Origin of the sequence: Streptomyces sp. NPDC051913, from assembly GCF_044593635.1 — a bacterium.
In the GTDB taxonomy this organism is placed as follows: Bacteria; Actinomycetota; Actinomycetes; order Streptomycetales; family Streptomycetaceae; genus Streptomyces.
On record NZ_JBIUCI010000005.1, the window covers coordinates 369,441 to 392,315 of the forward strand.

The window sequence follows — 22,875 nt, forward strand, 5'->3', positions numbered from 1 at the left end:
CCACGCGGTCCGGATCTGGCGGTGATGGCGAGGAGGGGTCTGTGACGATCAGCCGGTACTGCCGGACCTGCCGTGGCATGCAGGAGTTCGAGAAGCTCGACGAGGCCGAGAAGGCCTGGGCCCGCGCGGAAGGGGGCCGCACCTATGTGCACGACCTCTGGCGGTGCACGGCCGCCGGCTGTCTGACCTACTTCCGCATCGGCCATATCCACGACAGCGGGCTCCTCCCCGAGAAGTTCAAGAAGGAGCCCGCCGCCGACGCGGATCGACCGTGACCTACAGGTTGCTGAAGTCCGGGCCCTTGGTCCGGGTGCGCTTGATCTCGTAGAAGCCGGGGACCGAGGCGACGGCGAGGGTGCCGTCCCAGAGGCGGGCCGCGGCCTCGCCCTTGGGGGCCGGGGTGACGACCGGGCCGAAGAAGGCGATCTGCTCGCCGTCGTCGCCGGGGACGGCGATGACCGGGGTGCCGACCTCCTGGCCGACCTTGTCGATGCCCTCCTTGTGGGAGGCGCGCAGCTCGGCGTCGAACTCGAAGTCCTTCTGGTCGAAGTACTCGATCAGGTCGGCGGGCAGGCCGACGTCCGCCAGGGCGCCCTCGACGGCCTCGCGGGTCGGGCCCTGGCCCTCGTTGTGGATACGGGTGCCGAGCGCGGTGTACAGCGGGCCGAGGATGTCGGAGCCGTGCTTCTGCCAGGCCGCGGTGACCACCCGGATCGGCTGCCAGGCCTTGGTCTCAAGCAGCTCGCGGTACTCCTCGGGCAGCTCGTCGATCTTGGGCTCGTTCAGCACGGCCAGGCTCATGATGTGCCAGCGCACCTCGATGTTCCGGACCTTCTCCACCTCGAGGACCCACCGGGAGGTCATCCAGGCCCAGGGGCACAGCGGGTCGAACCAGAAGTCGACGGGCGTCTTCGCGGAGCTGGTCTCGGACATGCGTCTCCTCAGGAAAGTGTTCGATTCCCTGGGACAACGTCGTCCCCACCCCACCTCATTCCCTCCTCCCGCCCGTCAGGGGCACATGGCAGGATCGGTGCTGTCCACATACCGAACACCGCTCGCTGTCGATCTGAGGGAGTGCCGCCTGTGCCCGGTGAGAATCTGTCCCGCGACGAGGCCCGGGAGCGGGCCGCCCTGCTGTCCGTCGACGGGTACGAGGTGTCCCTCGACGTCCGCTCGGCCGTCGGGGAGGGCGACGAGTCTCCGCGCACCTTCCGTTCCGTGACGACGCTCCGGTTCCGCTGCAACGAGCCCGGCGCCACCAGTTTCGCCGATCTGATCGCGCCGAGTGTGACCTCGGTCTCGCTCAACGGCCGTGATCTCGATCCGGGCGAGGTCTTCGACGGCTCCCGGATCACCCTGGAGGACCTCGCCGCCGAGAACGAGCTGATCGTCGACGCCCAGTGCGCCTACTCCCGCACGGGTGAGGGCCTGCACCGCTTCGTCGACCCCGAGGACGGCGAGGTCTACCTCTACACGCAGTACGAGCCGGCCGACTCCCGTCGTGTCCTCGCGTGCTTCGAGCAGCCCGACCTCAAGGCCCCGTTCCGCTTCGAGGTGCGGGCGCCCGAGGGGTGGACGGTGTGGAGCAACGGGGTCGCCACGCACACGGACGGCGTGTGGCGCTTCGCGGAGACGAAGCCGATCTCGACGTACATCACCTGTGTCGTGGCGGGTCCGTACCACTATGTGACGGACTCCTACGAGCGGGTGCTGGAGGACGGGACCCGCCTGGAGATCCCGCTGGGCGCGATGTGCCGCAAGGGTCTGGCCCCGCACTTCGACGCCGACGACGTCTTCCTCGTCACCAAGCAGGGCCTGGACTTCTTCCACGACCACTTCGACTACCCGTACCCCTTCGGGAAGTACGACCAGGCGTTCGTGCCCGAGTACAACCTGGGCGCGATGGAGAACCCGGGCCTGGTGACCTTCCGCGAGGAGTTCATCTTCCGGGGCAAGGTGACACAGGCGTCCTACGAGGGCCGGGCCAACGTCATCCTGCACGAGATGGCGCACATGTGGTTCGGCGACCTGGTCACCATGGTGTGGTGGGACGACCTGTGGCTGAAGGAGTCCTTCGCGGACTTCATGGGCACGTTCGCCAACGTCGGCGCGACCCGCTTCAAGGACGCCTGGATCACCTTCGCCAACCGCCGCAAGGCCTGGGCCTACCGCGCGGACCAGCTGCCCTCCACGCACCCCATCACCGCCGACATCCGCGACCTCCAGGACGCCAAGCTCAACTTCGACGGCATCACGTACGCCAAGGGCGCCTCGGTGCTCAAGCAGCTGGTGGCGTACGTCGGCCAGGACGCGTTCCTGGAGGGGGCGCGGCGCTACTTCAAGCGGCACGCGTACGGCAACACCCGCCTCGGTGACCTGCTGTCGGTCCTTGAGGAGACCAGCGGCCGGGACATGGCGGCGTGGTCGAGGTCATGGCTCCAGACGGCGGGCGTCAACTCCCTCACCCCGCAGGTGCTGTTGAGCGCCGAGGGCCGGATCACCGAGCTGGCGGTGCTCCAGGAGGCCGCGGAGTCGCACCCCGAACTGCGCCCGCACCGCGTCGCGGTGGGCCTGTACCGGCGTACCCCCGAGGGCGCCGTGGAGCGGTACGCGCGCGTGGAGGTCGACGTCGACGGCCCGCGCACGATCGTGACCGAGCTGGCGGGCGCGGAGGCGCCGGAGCTGGTGCTGGTCAACGACGACGACCTGACCTTCTGCAAGACCCGCTTCGACGCGGAGTCGCTGGACACGCTGAAGCGGCAGCTGGGCGATCTGACGGACCCCCTGGCCCGTGCCCTGTGCTGGTCGGCGCTGTGGAACATGACGCGGGACGCGCTGCTGCCGGCCCGGGACTTCATGGACCTGGTGCTGCGCTTCGCGGGCCGCGAGTCCGACATCGGTGTGCTCCAGATGCTGCACGCGTGGGCGAACTCGTCGCTCGTCAACTACGCGGCGCCGGGGTGGCGGCCGACGGGCGAGCGGCTGCTCGCCGAGGGGGCGCTGAAGGAGCTGCGGCTGGCGGAGCCGGGCAGCGAGCACCAGTTGGCGTGGGCGCGGTTCTTCGCGTCGGTGGCCTCTTCCCCGGCCGATCTCCAGCTGCTCCAGGGCCTGTTGGAGGGCACGGCGAAGATCGACGGTCTGACGGTGGACCAGGAGTTGCGCTGGGCGTTCCTCGGCCCGCTGACCTCGCACGGCCTCGCGGACGAGGAGGTCCTCGCGGCCGAACTGGCCCGCGACGACACGGCGTCCGGCAAGCGCCACCAGGTCCGCTGCCTGGCCTCCCGGCCGTCGGCGGCGGTGAAGGCACAGGCGTGGGCACAGGTGGTCGAGTCGGACGCGCTGTCCAACGCGCTGGTGGAGGCGACGATCGGGGGGTGGAACCAGTCCTCGCAACGGGAGTTGCTGGCGCCGTACGCGCAGAAGTACTTCGCGGCGATCGAGCGGGTGTGGGCGGACCGGTCGATCCAGATCGGCATGGACGTGGTGCGCGGACTGTTCCCGTCCTTGCAGGACTCCCCGGACACCCTGGACGCGACGGACGCGTGGCTGTCGGCGCACGAGGACGCGCCCCCGGCGCTGCGGCGGCTGGTGCTGGAGGCGAGGGACGATCTGGCGAGGGCGTTGCGAGGCCAGGAGTGCGACGCGAAGACGGGCTGATCTCTGGCCAAAGCCTGGGCGGTCCGTAGCCGTTACGGAATTCAGTCAATTATGACCGTAACCCCTGGTCCCACCCATTCGGACCAGGGGTTTTCGCCGCCTACTCGGCATCCGAACACCCGTCCTTTAGTACCGGCTTGTCCGCATTTATCGACAGGCGCGTAACAGCGGTTAGAGGGGCGGCGGTCGGCGGGCATCCCCGCTGCATGAACCACAACACCCCGGTCCCCCCGCTCTCCCCCCGCCCGGTCCGCCACCTCTCCGAGGTGCACCGCCGGGTGATGACGACGGCGCAGCTGCGTACGCACGGTGTCTCGCCGGCCGACGTGAACGAGCAGTGCCGTCCCGGCGGCCCCTGGCAGCAGATCCTCCCGGGCGTGATCCTGCTCCACCCCGGCCCGCCGACCAGCGAGGAGCGGCTGCACGCGGTCCTGATGTACGCGGCGAAGGAGCGTCCGGCCGGGGTTCCGGCCCAGCCCGGCGCGGAGGACGCGCACGCCCCGACGTACACGGAGGCGATGCTGACCGGCCTCGCGGCCCTGACCCTGCACGGCTTCACCTCCTCCCCGCCGCTGATGTCCGTCGACAGGATCGACGTCCTGGTCCCCCGGCTGCGCCGGCTGCGCTCGACGGGCAGCGCACGGATCGTCCGTACGGCGTCCCTCCCGACCCCGCAGCAGGTGACGGGCGTCCCGGTGGCGCCGGTGCCGCGCGCCCTGGCGGACGCGGTGTCGGAGCTGACGGACGCGGGCGCCGTACGCCGTCTGCTCACCGAGGCCGTCCGGGGCGGGCACTGCGAACCGGCGGCCGTGGTCCGTGAGTTGAACCAGGCGAAGCTCCTGTCCCGCCCTCATGTGGTGGACGCGGTGGACTCCCTGCTCGCCGAGGGGCGGGCGATCGCGGAGGACCGTCTGTACCGGATGGTGCGCGAGCACGGCCTGCCGGACCCGGTGTGGAACGTGGACCTGCGCCTGCCCGGCGGCCCGCACCTCGGCGGCCTGGACGCGTACTGGCCCGAGCAGGCGGTAGCCGTCGAACTGGACACCCGCGCCCCCCGCCAGGACGAGGACGCGCTGTGGTCCGAGTACGCCCGCAAGCGCGAGCACCTGGAGCGCCTCGGCATCACGGTCGTCCACATCACCCCGAAGAAGCTGAGGGAGTCCATGGAGCAACAGGCGGCCGTGGTCCGTACGGCGCTCATGGCGTCCGGCGACCGCGACCCGGCCGCGTACGTGGTCGTCCTCCCCCGGTAGTGACGGACCGGGGGGATCAAGGGGGGAGAGGGGGGGCCGCCGGGCGGAGGGGACCGGGCGGCCCCTCCTCGTGTGCCGCGCTAGCCGAGCCGGGGCGGCACGAACGCCGCCGCGTCCCCCTGCCACTGCCGGTGCACCCAGAGCGGCTCACCGGCCAGTTCGATGCGTGCCCAGGTCCCGGACAGCGGCCCGATCTCCGTTCCCAGCGGCAGCCGCGCCAGCACCCGGGTCGGCTTGACCGCCCCGAAGCGGCCGTACTGAAGCACCACGACAGCCCGGTCGGTCACGAGCACCACCCGTCGGCTCGTGAACGCGTTGGCGAGAAGCACCCCGGCAAGACCGCCGAGGGCGCCCCGGAATCCCGCGTACCCGCCCACCGGAACCAGCTGGAACGCCATCGCCCCGACCAGGAAGAACCCGGCCCGCCACCAGGGACTGACCCCGCCCTGCGCCAGCATGACCCGCCGGGTCCGCTCACCGGGTTCCAGAAGACCCTGCGAGACGGCCCTGACTCGCTCCGCCGACCGTGGCATCACACATCCCGACCCGAAAGATCACCGCTGGCGACGCAGATCTTCCGCCGGTCGCCGACTCGCTGTCAATGACCGGCATGCGTACAGGTGGTCCCCAGGAGTGCGGAGCGAGCGCTACCTTCCGCAGAACTCCGCCTCGATCACCGCGTCACTGTCTCCCGACCAGTCGCCGTTGAAGTTGAAGGCCAGGGTGTGACGGCCGTCAGCCGTGGTGACCGCCTCCGACCGGGAGCCGTGGATGCCGCCGCCGTGGCCCCAGACGTGGACGCCGCAGCTCAGTTCGCGGTCGATGAGGCCCAGGCCGTAGCCGGCGTCCGGCCAGCCCACCGCCGTGACCGTCGTCTTCATCTCCGCCAGCTGCTTCGGCGGGAGCAGCCTGCCGCGCAGGAGAGCCGAGTAGAAGCGGCCGAGGTCCGCGGAGTCGGAGATCATGCCGCCCGCCGAACCCGCCAGGGACGGGTTGAGCTTCGTGACGTCGTACGTCGGGCCCGTCGTCGTCTCGGCGAGCTTGGAGTAGGCGCGACCGGAGGGCTGCGGGACGGTGACGCGGGTGCCGGGGACGGACGTGGCGCGCAGGCCGAGCGGTTCGATGATCCGGTCACGGATCTCGGCGGCGTACGGCCGTCCCGTCGCCTTCTCGATGACCATCCCCGCCAGGATGTAGTTGGTGTTGGAGTAGCTCCACGACGCACCCGGCTCGAACTCCGGCGCGTGCCGCATCGCGATCGCCACGAGGTCCCGCGGCGACTTGGTGTCGTAGCGGTGCTTCAGGAAGCCGTCGGCCAGGAAGTACGTCCGGCCGAAGTCGTCGTCGGACGTGTAGTCGTAGATGCCGCTGGTGTGGTTCAGCAGCCGGCGGAGGGTGATCCCACGGCCGTCGTGGCCGTGGCCGCGCACCACGTCCGGCAGCCACTTGTCCACCGTGTCGTCCAGCGACAGCCGCCCCTCCGACTCCAGTTGGAGCAGCACCGTCGACACGAAGGTCTTGGTGATGCTGCCGACGCGGTAGTGGTCGTACGGCGAGCGCGGGGAGCCGGTCCGCAGGTCGCCGACGCCCGCCGTCGCCGACCAGCGGCCCACCGTGGCCGTGACGCCGGGCACGCCGTCCTTCACCGCGGCCTCGATCGCCTCCCGGGTAGCGCCGTGCTCGCCGCCGTCTCTCGGGGCGGCCAGGGCGGGGCCCGCCAGTGCCGCCGACAGCACCACCGCCGTCACCGCCACGAGAGTCGTCCGTACGGTCCTCATGTACTTCCCCTTCCGGCCCTTCGTACTGGTCGGAGGAGGAGACACGGCCGGTATCGCCGAGGTTGACCGGTGTACTCCGGTTGAGCGGCTTTCAGCCCTTCTTCAGCACCAGCTCCGTGTTGCGGTCCCGCGCCGCGCCGCCCAGCGTCGTGCTGGCGCCCGGGGCGTTGAACGACAGCTCGCGGTACAGCGCCGCGAGGCCGGTCTGGGAGAGGTCGGCGAAGTCCGTGCGGTGCGGGGCGGAGGACTCGACGCAGGTGGTGAAGAGGGAGAGCGTGCCGTCCTTGTTGTCCACCAGCTCGACGACCCGGGCGAGCTGGGGGTAGTCGACGTGGGAGGCGGTGGAGATCTCCCAGAAGCCGGGGCCGCCGCCGGAGCCCGCGTGGGCGGTGATGTCGTTGCGGTGGATGTGACCGTTGACCCACGCCAGGACGTTGCGGTGGCGGGCCAGCAGGGCGACGACCTCGGCACCGCTGTGGCGGCGCTCGCCGGGGCGGGCCGGGTCGGGTCGGGTGTTGTCCATCGACTGGCTGGTGTGGTGGCTGAAGACGATCGCGTACGAGTCCTTGTTGTCCGTCAGCGTCTTCTCCAGCCACTTCAACTGGGCCGTGCCGACGGAGCCTTCGTAGTGGCCGCCCGCGTCGGTGGTGTCGAGGCTGATGCCGATGACGTCGTCGGCGATGCGGAAGGAGTAGTACTGGGTGCCCGCGTCGAGGTTGGCGGTGGAGTAGCCGTGGCCGACCGGGCCGACACCGCGGTGGGCCGGGTCGAGGTGGGCCCTGACGTACTCGGTCGGCGTGTACGGTGCCCGCTTCTCGTCCGGCGTCACCGCGCGCATGTCTCGGGCGTGGGCCTTGAGCAGGTCGCGGAAGCCGGCGCCCTTGGGGTCCTTGGCCGTCTTGATGGCGTTCTGGAGCTTCTTCGCCTCGGCGGCCGGCAGGCTCATGAGCTTCTTGCCGCCGACCGCGTACTCGGTGAGCCAGGGGTCGGCGTGGGAGCCGTAGCAGCCGAGCGGCATGGCGTCGTGGTTGCCGACCGTGGAGTACCAGGGCAGGTTCAGACCGGGGCTGTTGAGCTCGCGGATCGCGGCGGCGAGGAAGCCGTCGAGGTGCGGGAAGCCGAGCTGCTTGTCGGCGTCGCGGACCGTGGCGTCGGGCTGCCAGTACTGCTTGAGGCCGCTGTTCTGGACGCCCTCGTACCGCCGCGGGTCACCGGAGTTGGGGCTGATCCGGCCGCCGCTCATCACCTTCAGGAACCACTCCAGCTCGGACTTGGCGTTGTTGTCCGTGTTGTCGCCGGTGGTCATCGCGAAGTGCAGCGGGGCTCCGGTGACGGGGCCGCCGCGCAGCGCGTTGATGCGCTCGACGAGGGCGACCGCGCCGTGCACGGTCAGCGCCTCCTGCGGACGCCAGGCGTGCACGTCGGTCGAGCGCAGGTATTCGAGCCGCATCGGGTGCTGGGCGTCGATGAGGTGCATGTCGGTGAGCTGCACGAACGCGGCGAGCGCGGTACGGCGGCCGGCGCGGCCGGTCTTCGGCGCGGCGAGGTCACCGCGGACGACCCGCGCCCAGCCGGGGCCGTTGCCGAGGCGGCGGAAGCCGGAGGAGGTGCGGGCGGCGGCGACGGTGGCGACGGTGGTGCCGCGGGTGTAGGGCGCGAGGGGGGTGGTGGCCGGAGCCTGCCGGGACTGGGCGACGGGCGCCTCGGCCGCGATGCCGGAGCCGGCGGCGGTGGACGTCGAGGTGGCGGTGGCGGCCTGGCTGTCGGTCGGCCGCAGGGCGTAGCCGACGCCGGCGGAGACGGCTGCAGCGCCGGTGGCGGCGAGGACGGTGCGGCGGTTGACCGCGAGGGCGGAGGTGGCGACAGAGCGTGTGCGCGACATGGCGCGGTCTCCCCGAGTGCGAACGCGTCGGCAGTGGTCGCGGGTCGCTCGCTGACGCGAATTCCCCGCTCGCTCTGGATGCTTGGCAGCGAGGATGACCTGTGCGTGAACGAGACGGCAACGCGCAACACCGATCACCGTACGTGGATCTTGGGGGACCCTGGGTGTCTACGAGGGCTCGTCCGGTGGGCGGATGGTGGTCACAGGCTGTTCATCTGGCGGGGTAGTCGAGGGTTCCGACGGCAGCAAGGTGAAGCTCGCCCGGACCTTCTCGTAGGTCTTCGTCGGCTGGGTCGCGGTCGGCTGGTACCAGGTGTTGATCTGGTACGTCCGCCCCTCCACCGTGAAGCCCAGGAGCACCGCGTGCCAGGGCTTGCCCTGGAGCGTGAAGGTGTACTCCCACAGGACCGCGGGCCAGCCCTCGAAGCGGGCCGGGTCGAGCCGGATCTTCCGGTAGTCCTCCCCCTGCCGGGCGTTCTTCTCCGATGCCTTCCAGGTCTTCATGAGGTCGCCCCGGGCCAGGGCGGACTTCACGGCGACCTCCTGGTCGCCTTCAGGAGAGGTGTAGTGCACCTCTGCACCGGTCTTCACGTCCCGGCGCCAGCCCTGGGGCGGGACCCAGGCGAACCCGCCGGCCTCCTCACGTGCCGCGGGCGGCGGGCTCGTACGGGGGGCGCCGCCGATCTCGATGACCGGGACGACCTGCTGCCGGGCACCGAAGTGGAGCGAGAAACCGAGGACGGCCACGCCGACGAAGACCACCGCGAGCGCCCAGCCGGCCATCACCCGGCCGAACCCGCGCGCGGGCACGGGCCGCCCGAGGTCGATGTCCGTGTCGAGGGTGTAGGAGAAGGTGGATGCGGGCGGTTCCGATACCCCAGCCGCATCCCCCTCCCCCACCCGCATGTCCGCGCCGCCGTCGAGGGCGAGCGGCTCGACGTCCAGCAGCGACGCCACGTACCGCCGCCACAGCGGCAGGTCCCGGCGGCGGCCGTGTTCGACGAGGTGGTCCAGGGCCTCGGGGTGGGAGTCCGTCAGGGAGGCCCAGTAGCGTTCCGCGAGGCGGCGGGTCATGACTCGAGGACTTCCTCACCGGCCGGCGTCGCGGGTTCCGCCTGCGTCCCGGCGATCGCCGCCTGGAGCGTGCGCGCACTCCCCAGCTGCCGCAGCAGCGCCGGTGCCGACGCCCCCACCGCCACCGTGGCGAGGGCGCCGGTCAGTTGGGGGGCGAAGAGCCAGCCGGCGCCGGCGCCGAGGCAGATCCGCGTCAGGGCGGCCAGCGCGTCGGAGGGCGGGTCGATGTACTTGTCGAAGCGCGGCAGCTTGTCGCGGCGACGGTTCCGCGACAGCGCGCGGTGCCTGGCCGCCTGCCAGGTCGCGATCCGGCCGTAGAAGACCACGATCTCCACGACCAGGCCACCCAGCGCCCCGTATGTGATGGACATCGACCATTCCATGGCCGTCCCCCTCGGCAATGGCGATGCCGTTCAGCATTCCAGACAAGCGCCCCGTCCGGGAGGGAATCGGCAGCGGCGACCCAAAGGCCTAATCCCGGACGCCCGCCACCCGCCCCGTCGCCGGTCGCTCCCGCCACAACGCCAGCCCCACGTCCACCAGTCCGACCCGGTTCAGCTCGGGCACCTCCGCCAGGGGATGCCAGGCCGCCATGTCGGTGGAGCCGCCGATCTCGGGGCGCAGCTCGCCGCCGGTGACCCGGGCCTCGTAGACGAGGCGCAGGCCCTGGCGGTCGACGCCGCGGCCCCAACGCCGTTCCTGTGCAAGGCGGATGGAGTCGACCCCGAGCAGGTCCGTGATCTCGACGGTGTACCCGGTCTCCTCCTCCACCTCGCGCAGCACCGTGTCGTAGGGATCCTCGCCGTGCTCCATGCCGCCGCCCGGCAGGGTCCACTCCGGCCTGCCGTCGTCGCCGATCCAGCGGGCGAGCAGGAGGTGATCGTCTCGGACGCACAGGGCGTAGGCCGCCACCCTCAACTTCTTGCGCATAGGGGGACGTTAGGGCCTGTCCGGCGGATTGGCCGGTGAGTATTCGGGCGCCGACCAGCGCAGGGGCAGCGCCTCCGGTGTCTCGACGACCTCCCGGATCGCCAGCCGCACCCGGCGACCGCCCGCCGCGTCGAACTCCGTGTGCGCCTCCCCCGTCAGCTGGAGCGTCGTACCCGTCGTCCAGTCCAGGAGGAGCAGGCCCGCGCGCGGGTCCGCCGCGAGGTTGCCCAGGGTGAGGAACATCGAGTTGCCCGGATAGTCCCGCCAGCTCAGCTCCCCCGGCGAAGCCACCCTCACGAAGCCTGGGTTGCCGCCCCGATGGCTGGTGTCGGCGCCGCCCGGGTGCACGGTCGTCAGGAAGAAGGTGTCGGACGTGGCGATGAACTCCGCCTGGTCCGAGGAGAGTTCCCGCCCCCGTCGCGGCGTCCCGCCACCCCGGCCGGCCACCACCTCGTACGCCTCTCTCCGCTGGAGATACTTCGGGCAGTTGGCGAAGACCCGGTCCGCCGTCACCGCGAATCCCCGTTCCGTGGGCCGGAGTCGGCCGTTGAGGCGCATACGGCGGCGGGTGCGGGGGTCGAGGGCGATCGTGCCGACGAGCGTGCCGTCCTCGGCGAGGGCCGTGGCGAGCGGGTCCGACGCCGGGACCCCTCCCGTCACCGACATCTGGCGCGGGCCCGTCGCCCGTACGAAGCCCGGCGGGCCGGTGAGCGGGGACGCCCACACGGCGCCCGTCGACGGGTCCGCGGCGCCCACGGTCAGCAGGGGCTGCGCCTCCAGGAACGCGGCGGCGATCGGCTTGATGCCCTCCCCGATCGAGGCACCCACGTGATCTGCCCGCTCCCGCACCCCCACCCGTTCCTGCACCGCCCGCGAGCCCGCGTGATAGACGCCCATGGCTAGAAGAACCCGCAGGTCGGGGCCGACTCCACCGGCGCCGGCGCCCCCTCCGCCCCGCTCGGCACGGAGATCTCCAGCCGGGTGCCGTCCGGGTCGTGGAAGAAGATGCCGCCCGACGCGGCGCCCTCGCGATGGGCGACGACTCCCTCGTAGGCGAAGTCCACGCCGTACGTCCGCAGCGCCTCCTCGTACGCGCGCACCCGCTCGATCGAGTCCGCCTCGAAGGCGAGGTGGTGCAGGCCCGCGCGGTCGCTCGCGTACGGCCCTTCCGCCTGCTGCCAGAGCGTGAGGACCAGGGCCGTGCCGTCGCCCAGGAACGCGTACCGGCGGCCTTCCTCCTTGCCCTCGGCGATCAGGGTGAAGCCCAGGACGTCCCGGTAGAAGGCGAGCGAGCGGTCGAGATCGGTGACGTTCAGGCCGATGTGGCCGGTGCGCAAGGTCATGACGCGTCCCTTCGGATGACTAACCTCTCTCAATAAAGTTAAAGGTTAGGCGCGGTCGACGCAACCCCTCACGTACCCTTGAGTGGTTAGCATCGAAGGAGACCCGCATGTCAGCCGACCCGCGCCCGCTCACCGGCGAGCCGCTCGCCCTCGATCTGCTCAACACGCGGTGGATGCGGGAAGGGGCCGTCCAGGATCTGCTCCAGGACGCCGACGGGCTCGCCGTATGGCTGGCGGCCAACGCGCTCGACGGGCGGTTCGCGGCGGACGCGGCCACCCTGCGGCACACCCTCCAGGCGCGGGACGCGCTGCGCAAGGCGGTCGACGGGGGCGAGACGGCTCCGCTGGACGCCGTGCTCGATCATGGCCGTATCCGGGCCACCCTCACCGCCGAAGGGCCGGGCGAGATCCCCGAGTTCCGCGACCCCGCCTGGGGGCCCGCGTGGCTCGCCGCCCGGGGCTATCTGGAACTGCTCGCCACCGCGCCCGACCGCATCCGCGGCTGCGCCCACGAGGCGTGCATCCTGCACTTCTTCGACACCTCACGGAACGGGACGCGCCGCTGGTGCTCGATGGCGGCGTGCGGGAACCGGGCGAAGGCGTCGCGCCATTACGCGCGGACACAGAAGCCCTGACGCGCGAAGGGCGGGCCCCCTGCCGGGAACCCGCCCTCGCCGTGTCCGGACGCCGTTCAGCCGTCCGCGGCGCGCACCCCACCGATGTTGATGGCGTCGCAACTGCGCTCGATGAACTCGCCCACGGCGAAGCTCGCCGCACGCGCGTCGTTCTCGTCCTGCGGATCGAAGTGGTCGTACCAGTCCAGGAGCGTGGCGAAGTCGTCGTGGACGCCGTCGGGCGCCTGCTCGCTCAGATCCTCGAGGATGTGGTGCTTGTCGTGCAGACCCAGATCGTTCACGGTCTGGAGATCCAGCGGCTCCGCCGTACGGCAGAAGGCCGCCTGCGCCTTGGCGTCGGCGAAGTCGTCCGCCGTCGCCCACCGGTAGCCGAGCAGTCCGCCGCCGAGGCCGACGACGAGCACCGCCGCGCCCACGCCGATACGGGTCCGCCTGGATATCACGTCCCCGCCTTGATGGCGTTGAGGTCGTGCTGGTCGAACCTGTAGTAGGCCGCCGTCGTGGAGCGCATGCACGAGTTGTTGTCGGTGTCGTTCGACGCCTTGCGGTGCCCGAGGTCGCCGGTGTGCCCGAACTCGTGGCAGCCCATGGTGAGCCACTCGAAGTCGTCGTGGTACATGGCGGTGTTGAACTGGATGGTGATGACGTCACACGACGTGAAGAGCGCGTTCCAGTCCTTGCACCTGGTCTGCCCCGCCCACGTCACGTTCTCCGTCTTGTAGTCGTGGACCTCGATGTCACCGCCACCCCACGAGGTGGTGATGACACTCCGTTCGAGCTGCTCCTTGCCCCATTCCATGGCCCCCTTGCCCTTGACCGTCAGGTTGAAGCCCTTGACGGCCTGCTGCCTGTTGTCCGGGTCCATGCCGGAGTCGTCGTGACTCGCGTGGGCCGGCGAGGAGAGGGAGGCCAGGAGCACCGCCGCCAGCGCGACCCACAACGGGCGCGTCGTACGTGACATTTGCTCTCTCATTTCAGCTGGAGACGGTTCAGGTGGAGGAGGGGTACGGGGTGGGTTCCGAGCCGTCGTTGGTGCCCAGGTCGGTGGGCTCCGCGGTGGCGCCGGCCGTCGGAAGCGGCGAGTTCTCGTACCCGGAGGGGCCGGCGACCGGCATCTCGGCGGCGGTCGGCAGATCCGGCGGCGGGTTCTTGGTGTCGTAGATCCGCTTGAGGTAGATCGAGAGGTCGAGCATGTCGTAGCTCTCGATGCTCTGCTTCAGCGCCGAGCCCTCCTCGGCCGACGAGGAGAGGAAGCCGTCGGCGAGGATCTCCGCCCGGCCCTCCGTGCTGATGACGTTCCAGCCGGTGGTCGCGGAGCCGCGCAGGAAGAACACGTACTCCTTGCCGACCTCGCTCCACTTGTAGTTGTTGACCTGGTAGCCGTCGCCGCTGGCGTCCCAGCCCCATTCCTCGACCTTGATCGGGGCCGGGAAGGTGGTGCGGCCGTTCGGCGAGAACGCCTGGTTGACCTGGAGTGTCACCTCTCGGGCCTGGGTGGCCGCGGTCTCCTCGCCCGGCTCGGCGGTCTCGTCGGCGCCGACGATGCGTCCCGGGTTCACCGCGGTCACGGTCGCGCGGACCACGGCGGGCGAGGTCACGGCCATCTGCCCGACGCTCTCGAACTCCACGCTCTCCAGGGCGTGGGCGATCACCTCGGGTTCCGAGTCCAGGGTCCTGGTGTCGGCCTCGGCGACCGGCAGCAGGGTCGCGCCCCCGGCCACCGCCGCCACCGCGACGGCCGCGGCGGCCCAGACCCCCCATTTCGGGAAGTGGAAGTCCAGCATGGTCAAGGCACGCTCCGCCCTGTGAAAGCCCTGTGATCTTGGTCGGAGCAGATCGTAAAGGTTTGACCAGGCCATGGCAACAAGGATCTAAAGCACCGCCGGGGCGGGGTAACCCCGCTGCCCGTGACGCCGGATGGACCGGTATGCCGGTTAACTCACCAATGACCTAGGGGGTTTTCCCCACGCGTCCATATCGATTCGGTCAACTCTCCCTAAACATCCTTCCCATGCGTAAAGCTGTGCGATCACCCGGAACCTCGTTCCGGACCCCCGCGGTCAGGACCGATCGGTCCCGGTCGCCACCGCACGTTCCTTTACCTACAAGGGATGCCGATGACCCTCACCCCCCAGCGCGAACCGATACCGAGCGCGAGACGCGTGGTGCGTATAGCCGTGGCCGCCGGTCTCGTGGCCGCGCTCTCCGCGGCCGGGCCGATACCCATGGCCTTCTCGGCCGACTCCGGTACGCCCGCCGCGGCCGACCCGGGCGTCAAGTCCGCCCACGAGAAGCTCGGTTCGGACGACGCGGACCTGCTCGCCGAGGCCAAGGCCGACGGCGACAAGAACGTCACGCTGATGGTCGCCACCGCCCCCGGCAAGACCGAGCAGGTCACCGAGGAGCTGGACGCGGTCAAGGGCGGCTACGTGGGCAAGACCTACGACAAGCTCGGGTACGTCCGTGCGACCGTCCCGACCGCCAAGGCGGACGCGGCCATCGCCGCCGCCGCGAAGCTCTCCTCCGTGCACGGCATCGACCTGCGGCAGGAGATCGCACTGGACGATCCCACGCCCGCCGCGGACACCGCGAAGGGCGCCGCCTCGACCGCGAGCGCCACGGGCACCTACACGGGGCCGAACAAGAAGACCCCCGCCAAGAACCCGTACAACCCGTCCTTCGAGACGGGCGCCGTCGACTTCGTGCAGGACCACCCGAAGGCGGACGGCCGCGGCATCACCATCGGCATCCTCGACTCCGGCGTCGACCTCGGCCACCCCGCGCTGCAGAAGACCACCACCGGTGAGCGCAAGATCGTCGACTGGGTCACCTCGACCGACCCCGTCTCCGACGGCGACGGCACCTGGCGGCGGATGACCACCGCGGTCGCCGGCCCGACGTTCTCGATCACCACGACCAGCCAGGGCACCGAGACGTTCAAGGCGCCCGAGGGTTCGTACAAGTTCAGCTACATGTCCGAGTCCGCCACCACCGGCGGCGACATGGCGGGCGACCTGAACCGCGACGGCGACAAGACGGACGTCTGGGGTGTGCTGTACGACGCGGCCGCCGGCACCGTCCGCGTCGACCTGAACGACAACCTCGACTTCACCGACGACGTGGCCATGAAGCCGTACAAGGACGGCTACCAGATCGGCTACTTCGGCACCGACGACCCCACCACCGAGGTCGTCGAGCGCATTCCGTTCGTCGTCGAGATCCGCAAGGACGTCGTCTACAACTCCTCGGGCGCCAAGGCCGATTACGTCAACATCGGCGTCATCGAGTCCGAGCACGGCACCCACGTCGCCGGCATCACCTCCGCCAACGGCCTGTTCGGCGGGAAGATGAACGGCGCGGCCCCGGGCGCGAAGATCGTCTCGTCCCGTGCCTGCACCTGGTCCGGCGGCTGCACCAACGTCGCGCTCACCGAGGGCATGATCGACCTCGTCACCAACCGCGGTGTCGACATCGTCAACATGTCCATCGGCGGTCTGCCGGCGCTCAACGACGGCAACAACGCGCGCGCCGAGCTCTACACGCGCCTCATCGACACCTACGGCGTCCAGCTGGTCATCTCGGCCGGCAACTCCGGCCCGGGTGCCAACACCATCGGCGACCCCGGTCTGGCCGACAAGGTGATCTCCGTCGGCGCGGCCATCTCCAAGGCGACGTGGGCCTCCAACTACGGCTCCGCGGTGACGAAGTCGTACGCGATGATGCCGTTCTCCTCGCGCGGTCCGCGTGAGGACGGCGGGTTCACCCCGACGCTGTCCGCGCCGGGCGCCTCCATCAACACCACGCAGACCTGGCTGCCGGGCTCCCCGGTCGCCGAGTCGGGCTACACGCTGCCGGCCGGCTACTCGATGCTCCAGGGCACCTCGATGGCCTCCCCGCAGGCCGCGGGCGCCTCGGCGCTGCTGCTCTCCGCCGCGAAGCAGAAGGGCATCACGCTCACCCCGGCGACCCTGCGCACGGCCCTGACCTCGACCGCCGACCACATCAAGGGTGTGCAGGCGTACGAGGAGGGCGCGGGCCTCATCGACATCGTGGACGCCTGGGACGCCATCAAGGACGGCGCGACCGCCCACGACTACACGGTCAAGGCGCCGGTCGACACCGCGATCGACCAGTTCCTGAAGACCCCGGGCTTCGGCACCGGCATCTACGACCGTGAGGGCGGCCTGAAGGCCGGCGTGAAGAAGTCGTACGAGGTCACCATCACCCGTACGACCGGCGCCGACCGTCCGCTCCGCCACGAGCTGAGCCTGGAGAACAACGCCTCCGGCACCTTCTCCATCGTCGGCTCCGACGACATCAAGCTGGAGCTGAACAAGCCGGTCACCGTGAAGATCGCCGCCAAGTCGCCGTCCGCCGGCGTCAAGAGCGCGATCCTGGAGGTCGACGACCCGCGCACCGAGGGCGTCGACAAGCAGATCCTGAACACGGTCGTCGTCTCGTCGCCGGTGAAGTACACCTACTCCGCGTCGAACACAGTCCAGCGCAACAGCACGCAGTCGTACTTCGTGACCGTCCCCGAGGGCGCCAAGTCCCTGGAGGTCGCGATCGGCGGGCTGAAGGACAAGAGCCAGACCCGGTTCATCGCGATCCACCCGTACGGCACTCCGGTCGACAACACCGGCACCCCGTACTGCTACAACAACTACCTCGACGGCAACGGCTGCAAGCCCGACGTGCGTGCGTACGCGGACCCGCAGGCCGGCGTCTGGGAGATCGAGGTCGAGTCGCGCCGTACGTCGCCGCTGCTCGACAACCCGTACAAGCTGGACGTCGCCGTCCTCGGCGCCGCCTTCGACCCCGAGGTCGTGACGGTTCCCGAGGCCAAGGTCGGCACCCCGGTCGCCGCCTCCTGGAAGGTGACGAACAACTTCGCAGCCCTGGACGGCAAGCTCGTCGGCGGTCCGCTCGGCTCGGCCAAGTCGGCCCGCCCGTCCATCACCGAGGGTGTCACCCAGACCACCACGGTCGACGTGCCCGAGGGCGCCAAGTCCCTCGACGTGGTCATCGGCAACGTCTCCGACGCCGCCGCCGACCTCGACCTGGTCGTCTACGGCCCCGACGGCAGCGAGGCCGGCACCTCGGCCGACGGCGACTCGGAGGAGGCCGTCTCGGTCGCCGCCCCGGCCGCCGGCACCTACACCATCGAGGTCATCGGCTACTCGGTGCCGTCCGGTACCACCGCGTACGACTACCAGGACGTGTTCTTCTCCAACGCCCTGGGCACCGTCACCGTCGACGACACCGCCGCCGTCAAGCTCGGCACCGGCGACTCGACGAACGTCTCCGCGAACGTGACCGCCCTGGCGGCCGCTCCGGAGGGCCGTGAGTTCTTCGGCCAGGTCCAGCTGGTCAACGCCCGCGGCACGGCCGCCGGCATCGGCAGCGTGACGATCGAGAAGGTCACGCCGTAACGGCTGTACGGCAGTAAAGGGGCGGGCGTTCCCATGGAACGCCCGCCCTTCTGCGTTCTCCGTCCCCGCGGGTCAGGCCCCGCCCTCGCAGGTCAGACCCCGCGCGGCGGGCAGCGCCCGCTCGATCCGCAGGCGCCCCTCCGCCAGCGCGTCCTGGGCGGCACCGGTCCGGTCCTCGGCGTACGGCGGATCGCCCGCGCGATAGGTCTCGGGCCCCTCGCCCGGCAGGCTGGAGACCAGGACCAGCATCCGCGCCCCGGTCCGGTAGTACGCCGGCACGTTCGCACCCTGGTCGACGAAGGTGACCGTCCGCTCCCCGCTCGCCGGCTTGTAGTGACGCTCCACCTCCAGCACCACCCGGTACCGGTCGTCGCCGCCCGCCGCCTCGACCCGTGCCACCGTGCCCTCGACGACCGTGCTGGAGCAGGCGATGAGCCCCTCGACGGTGAGCAGGGCCTGGGATCCCTCGCCCTCGACCCCGTTGTGGGCGACGAGATACGCCGCCCCCGTCCCCAGCGACGCGACGGCCACGGCCGCGGCGAGAGCCACGAGCCCGAGACGCCCACGCCACCGCCGGCGCACGGGGACGGGTTCGGGCACGGACACGGGTGCCGGCACCGGTTCCGGCGCCTGCGCGGCCGCGCGGGCCAGCCCGTCCCCGATCCGCCGGAGCTGCTCGCGTACGGCGGCCATGTCGCGTTCCGCCGTCCCGTACTCCTCCGTCTCCCGGTGCGCGGGTTCGCCCAGCAGGACCGCCATCAGCTCGTCGTGCTTCTCCACCGTCACACCGTCTCTTCCACGTGCAGCCGGTCACGCAGGTGCTTCGCCGCGGCGTACAGCCTGCTCTTGACCGTTCCCAAGGGGATCCCGAGCTGTTCGGCGATCTGCGGAACCGAGAGATCCGCGTAGTAGCGCAGGATCAGGACCTGCCGCTGCGCGCCCGGCAGGGCGTCGAGCCCTTCGGCGACGGCGAGCGCCTGGATGCTGTTCTCGGTGTCGTCCTGGACACGTTCGTCCGGCGTACCGAGCAGGGAGAGCCGCTCGCTGACGCGCTCCTGCCGGTGTCTGGCGCGGTGCCAGTCCACCGCGAGGTTCGAGGCCACCACCGCGGCCCAGGCGCCCGGGTCACGCGGTGGGTCGTCGCCGCGGGCCCGGCGTTCCAGCAGGCGCAGCCGCACCTGCTGGAGCCCGTCCTGGAGGTCGTCCTGAGGGACCCCGCCGAGCGCCAGGACGGCACGGACCCGGTCGGCCTGCGCCGCGTCCAGCGGGTCCGTGCCTGCCTCCGCGCCGCCAGGTCTCCTGATCTGCACCCGCGTTCTCCCTCGTCCGTGTTTCTCCTATGACGCGGGAGCATCGCAGATCGTTCGATCCTCATGCGCAGGCGAGCCGCCGTGACTCCGGCAGCGAGGCCTGGACCCAGGCCCGTTCGCGGGCCACCTCCCGCTCGCCGACCACCCAGTGGTCGGGCACGGCGTCCCCCTTCAGGACCCCGAACAGCACCGGGTCACCCTTGCGCAGACCGTCGACGAAGGTGTCGTCGACGACGTACGTCAGCCGCTCGGGCCCCTTCATGTCCTGCTTGTAGTAGCGGACCACGTCCACGGTGATCCGCAACTGCACCTGGTCCGAGAGGCGTTCGACCGAGGAGACCGTCCCCTCGACGACCAGCCGGGTGCAGGCGAGGTAGTGCGGGCTGCCGAAGCGGGTGTCCACGTCGGACTGGGACTTCTCGGCGCTGCTCGCGTCGCCCCCGGAGTCCGTGAGGCTGTCGCCGTTCGTCGCGATCAGCCAGCCCATGCCGGTGACCACGGCGGCCACCGCGGCCGTCGCGAGGGTGCCGAAGGCGAGCCTCGGGACCCAGCGCCGGGCCCGTGCGGGACGTACCGGAGCGGGCCGCGGCGCGGGACGCGGCTCCTGGGCCAACGCGTCGCCGATGAGGCCGAGTTGCTCCCGCAGGAGGGCGATGTCGGAGGTGGCCTCGCGGTGTTCCGCCAGCAGATCCGCGTCGGCCCCTTCGGGCAGTGGTTCGCCGGTGAGCGCCGCCATCAGCGCGTCGGCATCCCGGTCCCGGTGTTCGGCGGTCATGTCACACCACCTCGTCCTCGTGCAGACGGGCGCGCAGCGCGCGGACCGCCGTGTGCAGCCTGCTCTTGACCGTGCCCTCCGGGACACCGAGTTCCTGGGCGATGTCCCGCACCGGAAGATCGGCGTAGAACCGCAGGACGAGGACCTGGCGCTGGTTGTCGGGCAGTTCGTCCAGTCCCTGGGCGACGGCGAGCGAGAGCACGCTGGTGTCCTCGCCGGAGGGGTGCTCCAACTGGCGCAGAGAGGCCAGGCGTTCGCCGATCCGCTCCTGCCGGCGCTTGGCGCGGTGCCAGTCCATGGCGAGGTTGGAGGCGACGACGGCCGCCCACGCGGAGACGTCGCGCGGCGCCTCGTACCCCTTGGCCGCCCGCTCCAGCAACCGCAGGCGGACCTGCTGCACCCCGTCCGGCAGGTCCGCCTGCGGTACGCCGCCGAGCGCGAGCACGGCTCGTACCCGACGTTCCTGGGCCGCGTCGAGCGGGTCGTCGGGCCCGTCATGAATGCTGTCCCCCTGGCCGCGGCGGGCCTTTCTGCGCAGCACAGCCACCCCTCTCCTCGCCGCGTTTCCTCTATGACGCCGGCTCGGGCGGAAACGTTCGGTCCGATCTCCGGAATTGTTTCTTCACGTGATCTTCGCTGCCACCATGAGCCCCATGACGCACATCGTGAAGGGGGCCAACGCCCCTGTCCCCGCTGGTCTCCTGAGGGTTGCCGTCTCCCGCCGGAAGGTGCCGGGGACGCCGGTCGTGGATGTCTCGGCGCTGCTGCTCGACGCGGCGGGCAAGGTGCGCGGCGACGCCGACCTCGTCTTCCACAACCAGCCCGCGCATCCCTCTGGCGCGGTGCGGCACCTCGGCACCGGGGACGGCGTGGACCAGCTCGCCGAGTGGCTGGAGCTGGACCTGCCCCGGGTGGAACCGGCGGTGCAGCGGGTGCTGGTCGCCGCGTCCTGCGACGACGGCACCTTCGGGGCGGTGCCGGGGCTCGCGCTCCAGACCGTCGCGGGCGACGGCACGATCGTCGTGCACTACGACGTGACGGACGCCGCCGGTGAGACGGCCTTCGTGCTCGGGGAGTTCTACCGGCGCAACGGGGAGTGGAAGTTCCGGGCGGTCGGGCAGGGCTGGGACTCGGGGCTCGCGGGGCTGGCGACGGACTTCGGGATCGTGGTGGAGGCGGAGCCGGTGGCGCCGGTGATGCACACCGGGGTGACCAAGGCGGCCGGGCCGCCGACAGCCGATGCCGTACCGGCGCCCGCCCCGATCCCCGCGTACACCCCGGCACCCGCGCCCATGGCCGCCCCCATGGCCACGCCCGCTCCCCTCGGCACCGACTTCCCGCCCCACACCCAGAGCGGTCGCGGCAACGGCGTCGTCTCCGTGGACGTACCGCTGCCGCCCGGGCCGGTGATCGTGGAGGCACAGGTCCGGGGCGACGAATGGCTCCTCGTCGAGACGCTGAACCGGCGCAACAAGGACGAGGACACCGTCTTCAACACCACCCTGCGCGACTTCCACGGCCGCGCCCTGGTGCAGCCCCCGCGCGACCGTCCGCTGCGGATGAAGGTCAACTACGACGGCGACTGGACGATCAGGGTCCTGCCGCTGTCGGCGGCGCGTCCGCTGGGCACCCGGACCCTGACGGGACGCGGCCCCGACGTCCTCGCCTACCCGGGCACGATGGCCGATGTGAAGGTCCGCTTCGACGGGGGCGCCGACCGCGGCGAGTGGTTCGTGCTCAACTGCCACGAGGCCGAGCACTTCGACGACCTCGACGAGCACGAGATGCTGTGCAACGAGACCGGGAAGCTCAAGCAGACCGTCCCGGTCCCGGACGGCCCCCTGCTGCTGGTGATCGAGCACGGCGACGGCAACTGGGAGCTCACCGCCAAGCCGCTCCCCGTCCGCGACCCCTCGGCGGGCCGGACGACCGGCGCCTACGAGGGCCGCGGCGACCGGACGATCACCCTGCTGAACCCCCGTCCCGGGCGCCCGGCGCTGGTCCAGTACGACTTCCCCGGCGCCAAGGCCGACTACAGCCTCGAAGTGAAGCGCGTCGACGAGTACGGCGACGAGGACGAGTGGCTCACCGGCCGCCAGCACGGCACCCGCGGCATGGCGGTGCTGTTCGCCGACGGCAGGGCCGAGCAGGCCGTGCACGTCAAGTGCGCCGGCGACTGGACGCTGCGGCTGCTGCCCGAGGAACAGGCGCCGCTGTTCACCGGCCCGACCGAGGGCCGCGGCAGCACCGTCCTGCGCTACCAGGGCCCGCCGACCCTGATGACGGTGACCCGGACCTCGCGCGGCGACGACGAGCACCTGAGCGCGTGGTCCCTGAACCATCCCTACGGCAAGTCGACGACCATCGCCGACACGCTGGGCCGGCGGCGCCCCACCCTCGGGCCGGTGTGGGTCGACCCCGGCGGCAGCTGCTTCCTCACGGTGCGTGCCGGCGAGGACACGAAGTGGCGTCTGGAGCCGGCCCCGCTCAGCGCGGCCCCCGTGCTGGGCGCAAGGACGCCGGGTGGCTGGTATGGAGTCGTACGTCACACCGGGCCCGAGGCCGAGCTGGTGGTCGTCGGGACGGCCCTGATCCATGTCTTCGAACTGGACGAAAACCTCTTCCCGCACCGGAAACTCACCGCTTCTTCCGGTCCGTACCGCATCTCGGGCTCGATCCTCCACGTCCGCTGCCTCGGCGAGTGGACCCTCGAACTGCGCCCCTGACCCGCATGGCGTCCCATCCCTCGGGCAAACGATTGGACACACCGGCCGGTAAGAGACGCATCATGGAAACGTCCAGGCCA

At 71.0% G+C, this 22,875-nt stretch carries 22 protein-coding genes; 6 read left to right on the forward strand and 16 right to left on the reverse strand.

Going from position 1 to position 22,875, the window contains the following annotated elements; translation table 11 throughout:
- The first annotated feature begins 41 nt into the window (after positions 1 to 41).
- Positions 42 to 275 carry a hypothetical protein gene (locus ACIHIX_RS17680; protein ID WP_399956405.1) on the forward strand — a complete coding sequence of 78 codons (234 nt, stop codon included), beginning with the start codon at positions 42 to 44 and terminating at the stop codon, positions 273 to 275.
- A 1-nt stretch (position 276) separates the two neighbouring features.
- Here the strand turns inward: ACIHIX_RS17680 and ACIHIX_RS17685 are convergent, their stop codons facing one another.
- Positions 277 to 933, reverse strand: a complete 657-nt coding sequence (locus ACIHIX_RS17685; RefSeq protein ID WP_399956408.1) for a DsbA family protein — start codon at positions 931 to 933, stop codon at positions 277 to 279.
- A 150-nt stretch (positions 934 to 1,083) separates the two neighbouring features.
- On the opposite strand from ACIHIX_RS17685, the gene pepN reads away from it, so the two are divergent.
- Together pepN and ACIHIX_RS17695 are read left to right on the forward strand one after the other, a co-directional pair.
- Positions 1,084 to 3,657, forward strand: coding sequence for an aminopeptidase N (pepN, locus tag ACIHIX_RS17690; protein ID WP_399956412.1), 2,574 nt, complete (start codon positions 1,084 to 1,086; stop codon positions 3,655 to 3,657).
- 206 nt (positions 3,658 to 3,863) lie between these two features.
- Positions 3,864 to 4,910: a hypothetical protein gene (locus tag ACIHIX_RS17695; protein ID WP_399956415.1), complete on the forward strand. Its 1,047-nt coding sequence runs from the start codon at positions 3,864 to 3,866 to the stop codon at positions 4,908 to 4,910.
- A gap of 80 nt (positions 4,911 to 4,990) precedes the next feature.
- On the opposite strand, the gene ACIHIX_RS17700 is transcribed toward ACIHIX_RS17695, so the two are convergent.
- From ACIHIX_RS17700 to ACIHIX_RS17735, 8 genes are all read right to left on the reverse strand, one after another.
- Positions 4,991 to 5,443: a hypothetical protein gene (locus ACIHIX_RS17700; RefSeq protein WP_399956418.1), complete on the reverse strand. Its 453-nt coding sequence runs from the start codon at positions 5,441 to 5,443 to the stop codon at positions 4,991 to 4,993.
- 114 nt (positions 5,444 to 5,557) lie between these two features.
- Entirely contained in the window at positions 5,558 to 6,688 is a 1,131-nt protein-coding gene (locus ACIHIX_RS17705) for a serine hydrolase domain-containing protein (protein ID WP_399956420.1), read from the reverse strand.
- A 91-nt stretch (positions 6,689 to 6,779) separates the two neighbouring features.
- Positions 6,780 to 8,570, reverse strand: a complete 1,791-nt coding sequence (locus tag ACIHIX_RS17710) for a TIGR03767 family metallophosphoesterase (protein WP_399956423.1) — start codon at positions 8,568 to 8,570, stop codon at positions 6,780 to 6,782.
- 168 nt (positions 8,571 to 8,738) lie between these two features.
- Positions 8,739 to 9,644, reverse strand: coding sequence for a hypothetical protein (locus ACIHIX_RS17715; RefSeq protein WP_399956426.1), 906 nt, complete (start codon positions 9,642 to 9,644; stop codon positions 8,739 to 8,741).
- Positions 9,641 to 10,015, reverse strand: coding sequence for a hypothetical protein (locus tag ACIHIX_RS17720; protein WP_399956429.1), 375 nt, complete (start codon positions 10,013 to 10,015; stop codon positions 9,641 to 9,643). Before ACIHIX_RS17720 ends, ACIHIX_RS17715 begins: the two co-directional genes overlap by 4 nt.
- 100 nt (positions 10,016 to 10,115) lie before the next feature.
- Positions 10,116 to 10,574: an NUDIX hydrolase gene (locus ACIHIX_RS17725; protein WP_399956431.1), complete on the reverse strand. Its 459-nt coding sequence runs from the start codon at positions 10,572 to 10,574 to the stop codon at positions 10,116 to 10,118.
- 9 nt (positions 10,575 to 10,583) lie between these two features.
- The gene (locus ACIHIX_RS17730; RefSeq protein ID WP_399956434.1) at positions 10,584 to 11,471 is read right to left on the reverse strand and encodes a pyridoxamine 5'-phosphate oxidase family protein; all 888 of its coding nucleotides are present in this window, start codon (positions 11,469 to 11,471) and stop codon (positions 10,584 to 10,586) included.
- A 2-nt stretch (positions 11,472 to 11,473) separates the two neighbouring features.
- Positions 11,474 to 11,917, reverse strand: coding sequence for a VOC family protein (locus ACIHIX_RS17735; protein ID WP_399956436.1), 444 nt, complete (start codon positions 11,915 to 11,917; stop codon positions 11,474 to 11,476).
- Between the two features lie 107 nt (positions 11,918 to 12,024).
- On the opposite strand from ACIHIX_RS17735, the gene ACIHIX_RS17740 reads away from it, so the two are divergent.
- A complete protein-coding gene (locus tag ACIHIX_RS17740; protein WP_399956438.1) occupies positions 12,025 to 12,552 on the forward strand; it encodes a CGNR zinc finger domain-containing protein in 528 nt (175 codons plus the stop codon).
- Between the two features lie 56 nt (positions 12,553 to 12,608).
- Here ACIHIX_RS17740 and ACIHIX_RS17745 read toward each other — a convergent pair whose 3' ends face one another.
- Genes ACIHIX_RS17745 through ACIHIX_RS17755 form a run of 3 tightly spaced genes read right to left on the reverse strand, consistent with a single transcriptional unit; the run spans position 12,609 to position 14,342 of the window.
- Entirely contained in the window at positions 12,609 to 12,995 is a 387-nt protein-coding gene (locus ACIHIX_RS17745) for a hypothetical protein (RefSeq protein ID WP_399956441.1), read from the reverse strand.
- Complete coding sequence (locus ACIHIX_RS17750) at positions 12,992 to 13,513, reverse strand: hypothetical protein (RefSeq protein ID WP_399956444.1); 522 nt, start codon at positions 13,511 to 13,513, stop codon at positions 12,992 to 12,994. Before ACIHIX_RS17750 ends, ACIHIX_RS17745 begins: the two co-directional genes overlap by 4 nt.
- A gap of 28 nt (positions 13,514 to 13,541) precedes the next feature.
- The gene (locus tag ACIHIX_RS17755) at positions 13,542 to 14,342 is read right to left on the reverse strand and encodes a hypothetical protein (protein WP_399956447.1); all 801 of its coding nucleotides are present in this window, start codon (positions 14,340 to 14,342) and stop codon (positions 13,542 to 13,544) included.
- A 327-nt stretch (positions 14,343 to 14,669) separates the two neighbouring features.
- On the opposite strand from ACIHIX_RS17755, the gene ACIHIX_RS17760 reads away from it, so the two are divergent.
- On the forward strand, positions 14,670 to 17,984 hold the full coding sequence (locus tag ACIHIX_RS17760) for a S8 family serine peptidase (RefSeq protein WP_399956450.1): 3,315 nt from the start codon (positions 14,670 to 14,672) through the stop codon (positions 17,982 to 17,984).
- Positions 17,985 to 18,056: 72 nt separating this feature from the next.
- Here ACIHIX_RS17760 and ACIHIX_RS17765 read toward each other — a convergent pair whose 3' ends face one another.
- From ACIHIX_RS17765 to ACIHIX_RS17780, 4 genes are all read right to left on the reverse strand, one after another.
- Positions 18,057 to 18,764, reverse strand: a complete 708-nt coding sequence (locus tag ACIHIX_RS17765) for a hypothetical protein (RefSeq protein WP_399956452.1) — start codon at positions 18,762 to 18,764, stop codon at positions 18,057 to 18,059.
- A 2-nt stretch (positions 18,765 to 18,766) separates the two neighbouring features.
- Complete coding sequence (locus tag ACIHIX_RS17770) at positions 18,767 to 19,294, reverse strand: RNA polymerase sigma factor (RefSeq protein ID WP_399956455.1); 528 nt, start codon at positions 19,292 to 19,294, stop codon at positions 18,767 to 18,769.
- A gap of 61 nt (positions 19,295 to 19,355) precedes the next feature.
- Positions 19,356 to 20,069: a hypothetical protein gene (locus ACIHIX_RS17775; protein WP_399956457.1), complete on the reverse strand. Its 714-nt coding sequence runs from the start codon at positions 20,067 to 20,069 to the stop codon at positions 19,356 to 19,358.
- Between the two features lies 1 nt (position 20,070).
- Positions 20,071 to 20,616, reverse strand: coding sequence for a sigma-70 family RNA polymerase sigma factor (locus tag ACIHIX_RS17780; RefSeq protein ID WP_399956460.1), 546 nt, complete (start codon positions 20,614 to 20,616; stop codon positions 20,071 to 20,073).
- 106 nt (positions 20,617 to 20,722) lie between these two features.
- On the opposite strand from ACIHIX_RS17780, the gene ACIHIX_RS17785 reads away from it, so the two are divergent.
- Positions 20,723 to 22,795: a TerD family protein gene (locus ACIHIX_RS17785; protein WP_399956463.1), complete on the forward strand. Its 2,073-nt coding sequence runs from the start codon at positions 20,723 to 20,725 to the stop codon at positions 22,793 to 22,795.
- Positions 22,796 to 22,875 lie beyond the last annotated feature (80 nt).

Excerpts from the sequence above, each read along its gene's own strand:
- ACIHIX_RS17685 (WP_399956408.1), bottom strand. The coding sequence starts at position 933 with ATGTCCGAGACCAGCTCCGCGAAGACGCCCGTCGACTTCTGGTTCGAC.
- ACIHIX_RS17695 (WP_399956415.1), top strand. The coding sequence starts at position 3,864 with ATGAACCACAACACCCCGGTCCCCCCGCTCTCCCCCCGCCCGGTCCGC.
- ACIHIX_RS17700 (WP_399956418.1), bottom strand. The coding sequence starts at position 5,443 with ATGCCACGGTCGGCGGAGCGAGTCAGGGCCGTCTCGCAGGGTCTTCTG.
- ACIHIX_RS17705 (WP_399956420.1), bottom strand. The coding sequence starts at position 6,688 with ATGAGGACCGTACGGACGACTCTCGTGGCGGTGACGGCGGTGGTGCTG.
- ACIHIX_RS17710 (WP_399956423.1), bottom strand. The coding sequence starts at position 8,570 with ATGTCGCGCACACGCTCTGTCGCCACCTCCGCCCTCGCGGTCAACCGC.
- ACIHIX_RS17715 (WP_399956426.1), bottom strand. The coding sequence starts at position 9,644 with ATGACCCGCCGCCTCGCGGAACGCTACTGGGCCTCCCTGACGGACTCC.
- ACIHIX_RS17720 (WP_399956429.1), bottom strand. The coding sequence starts at position 10,015 with ATGTCCATCACATACGGGGCGCTGGGTGGCCTGGTCGTGGAGATCGTG.
- ACIHIX_RS17725 (WP_399956431.1), bottom strand. The coding sequence starts at position 10,574 with ATGCGCAAGAAGTTGAGGGTGGCGGCCTACGCCCTGTGCGTCCGAGAC.
- ACIHIX_RS17730 (WP_399956434.1), bottom strand. The coding sequence starts at position 11,471 with ATGGGCGTCTATCACGCGGGCTCGCGGGCGGTGCAGGAACGGGTGGGG.
- ACIHIX_RS17735 (WP_399956436.1), bottom strand. The coding sequence starts at position 11,917 with ATGACCTTGCGCACCGGCCACATCGGCCTGAACGTCACCGATCTCGAC.
- ACIHIX_RS17740 (WP_399956438.1), top strand. The coding sequence starts at position 12,025 with ATGTCAGCCGACCCGCGCCCGCTCACCGGCGAGCCGCTCGCCCTCGAT.
- ACIHIX_RS17750 (WP_399956444.1), bottom strand. The coding sequence starts at position 13,513 with ATGTCACGTACGACGCGCCCGTTGTGGGTCGCGCTGGCGGCGGTGCTC.
- ACIHIX_RS17760 (WP_399956450.1), top strand. The coding sequence starts at position 14,670 with ATGACCCTCACCCCCCAGCGCGAACCGATACCGAGCGCGAGACGCGTG.
- ACIHIX_RS17775 (WP_399956457.1), bottom strand. The coding sequence starts at position 20,069 with ATGACCGCCGAACACCGGGACCGGGATGCCGACGCGCTGATGGCGGCG.
- ACIHIX_RS17785 (WP_399956463.1), top strand. The coding sequence starts at position 20,723 with ATGACGCACATCGTGAAGGGGGCCAACGCCCCTGTCCCCGCTGGTCTC.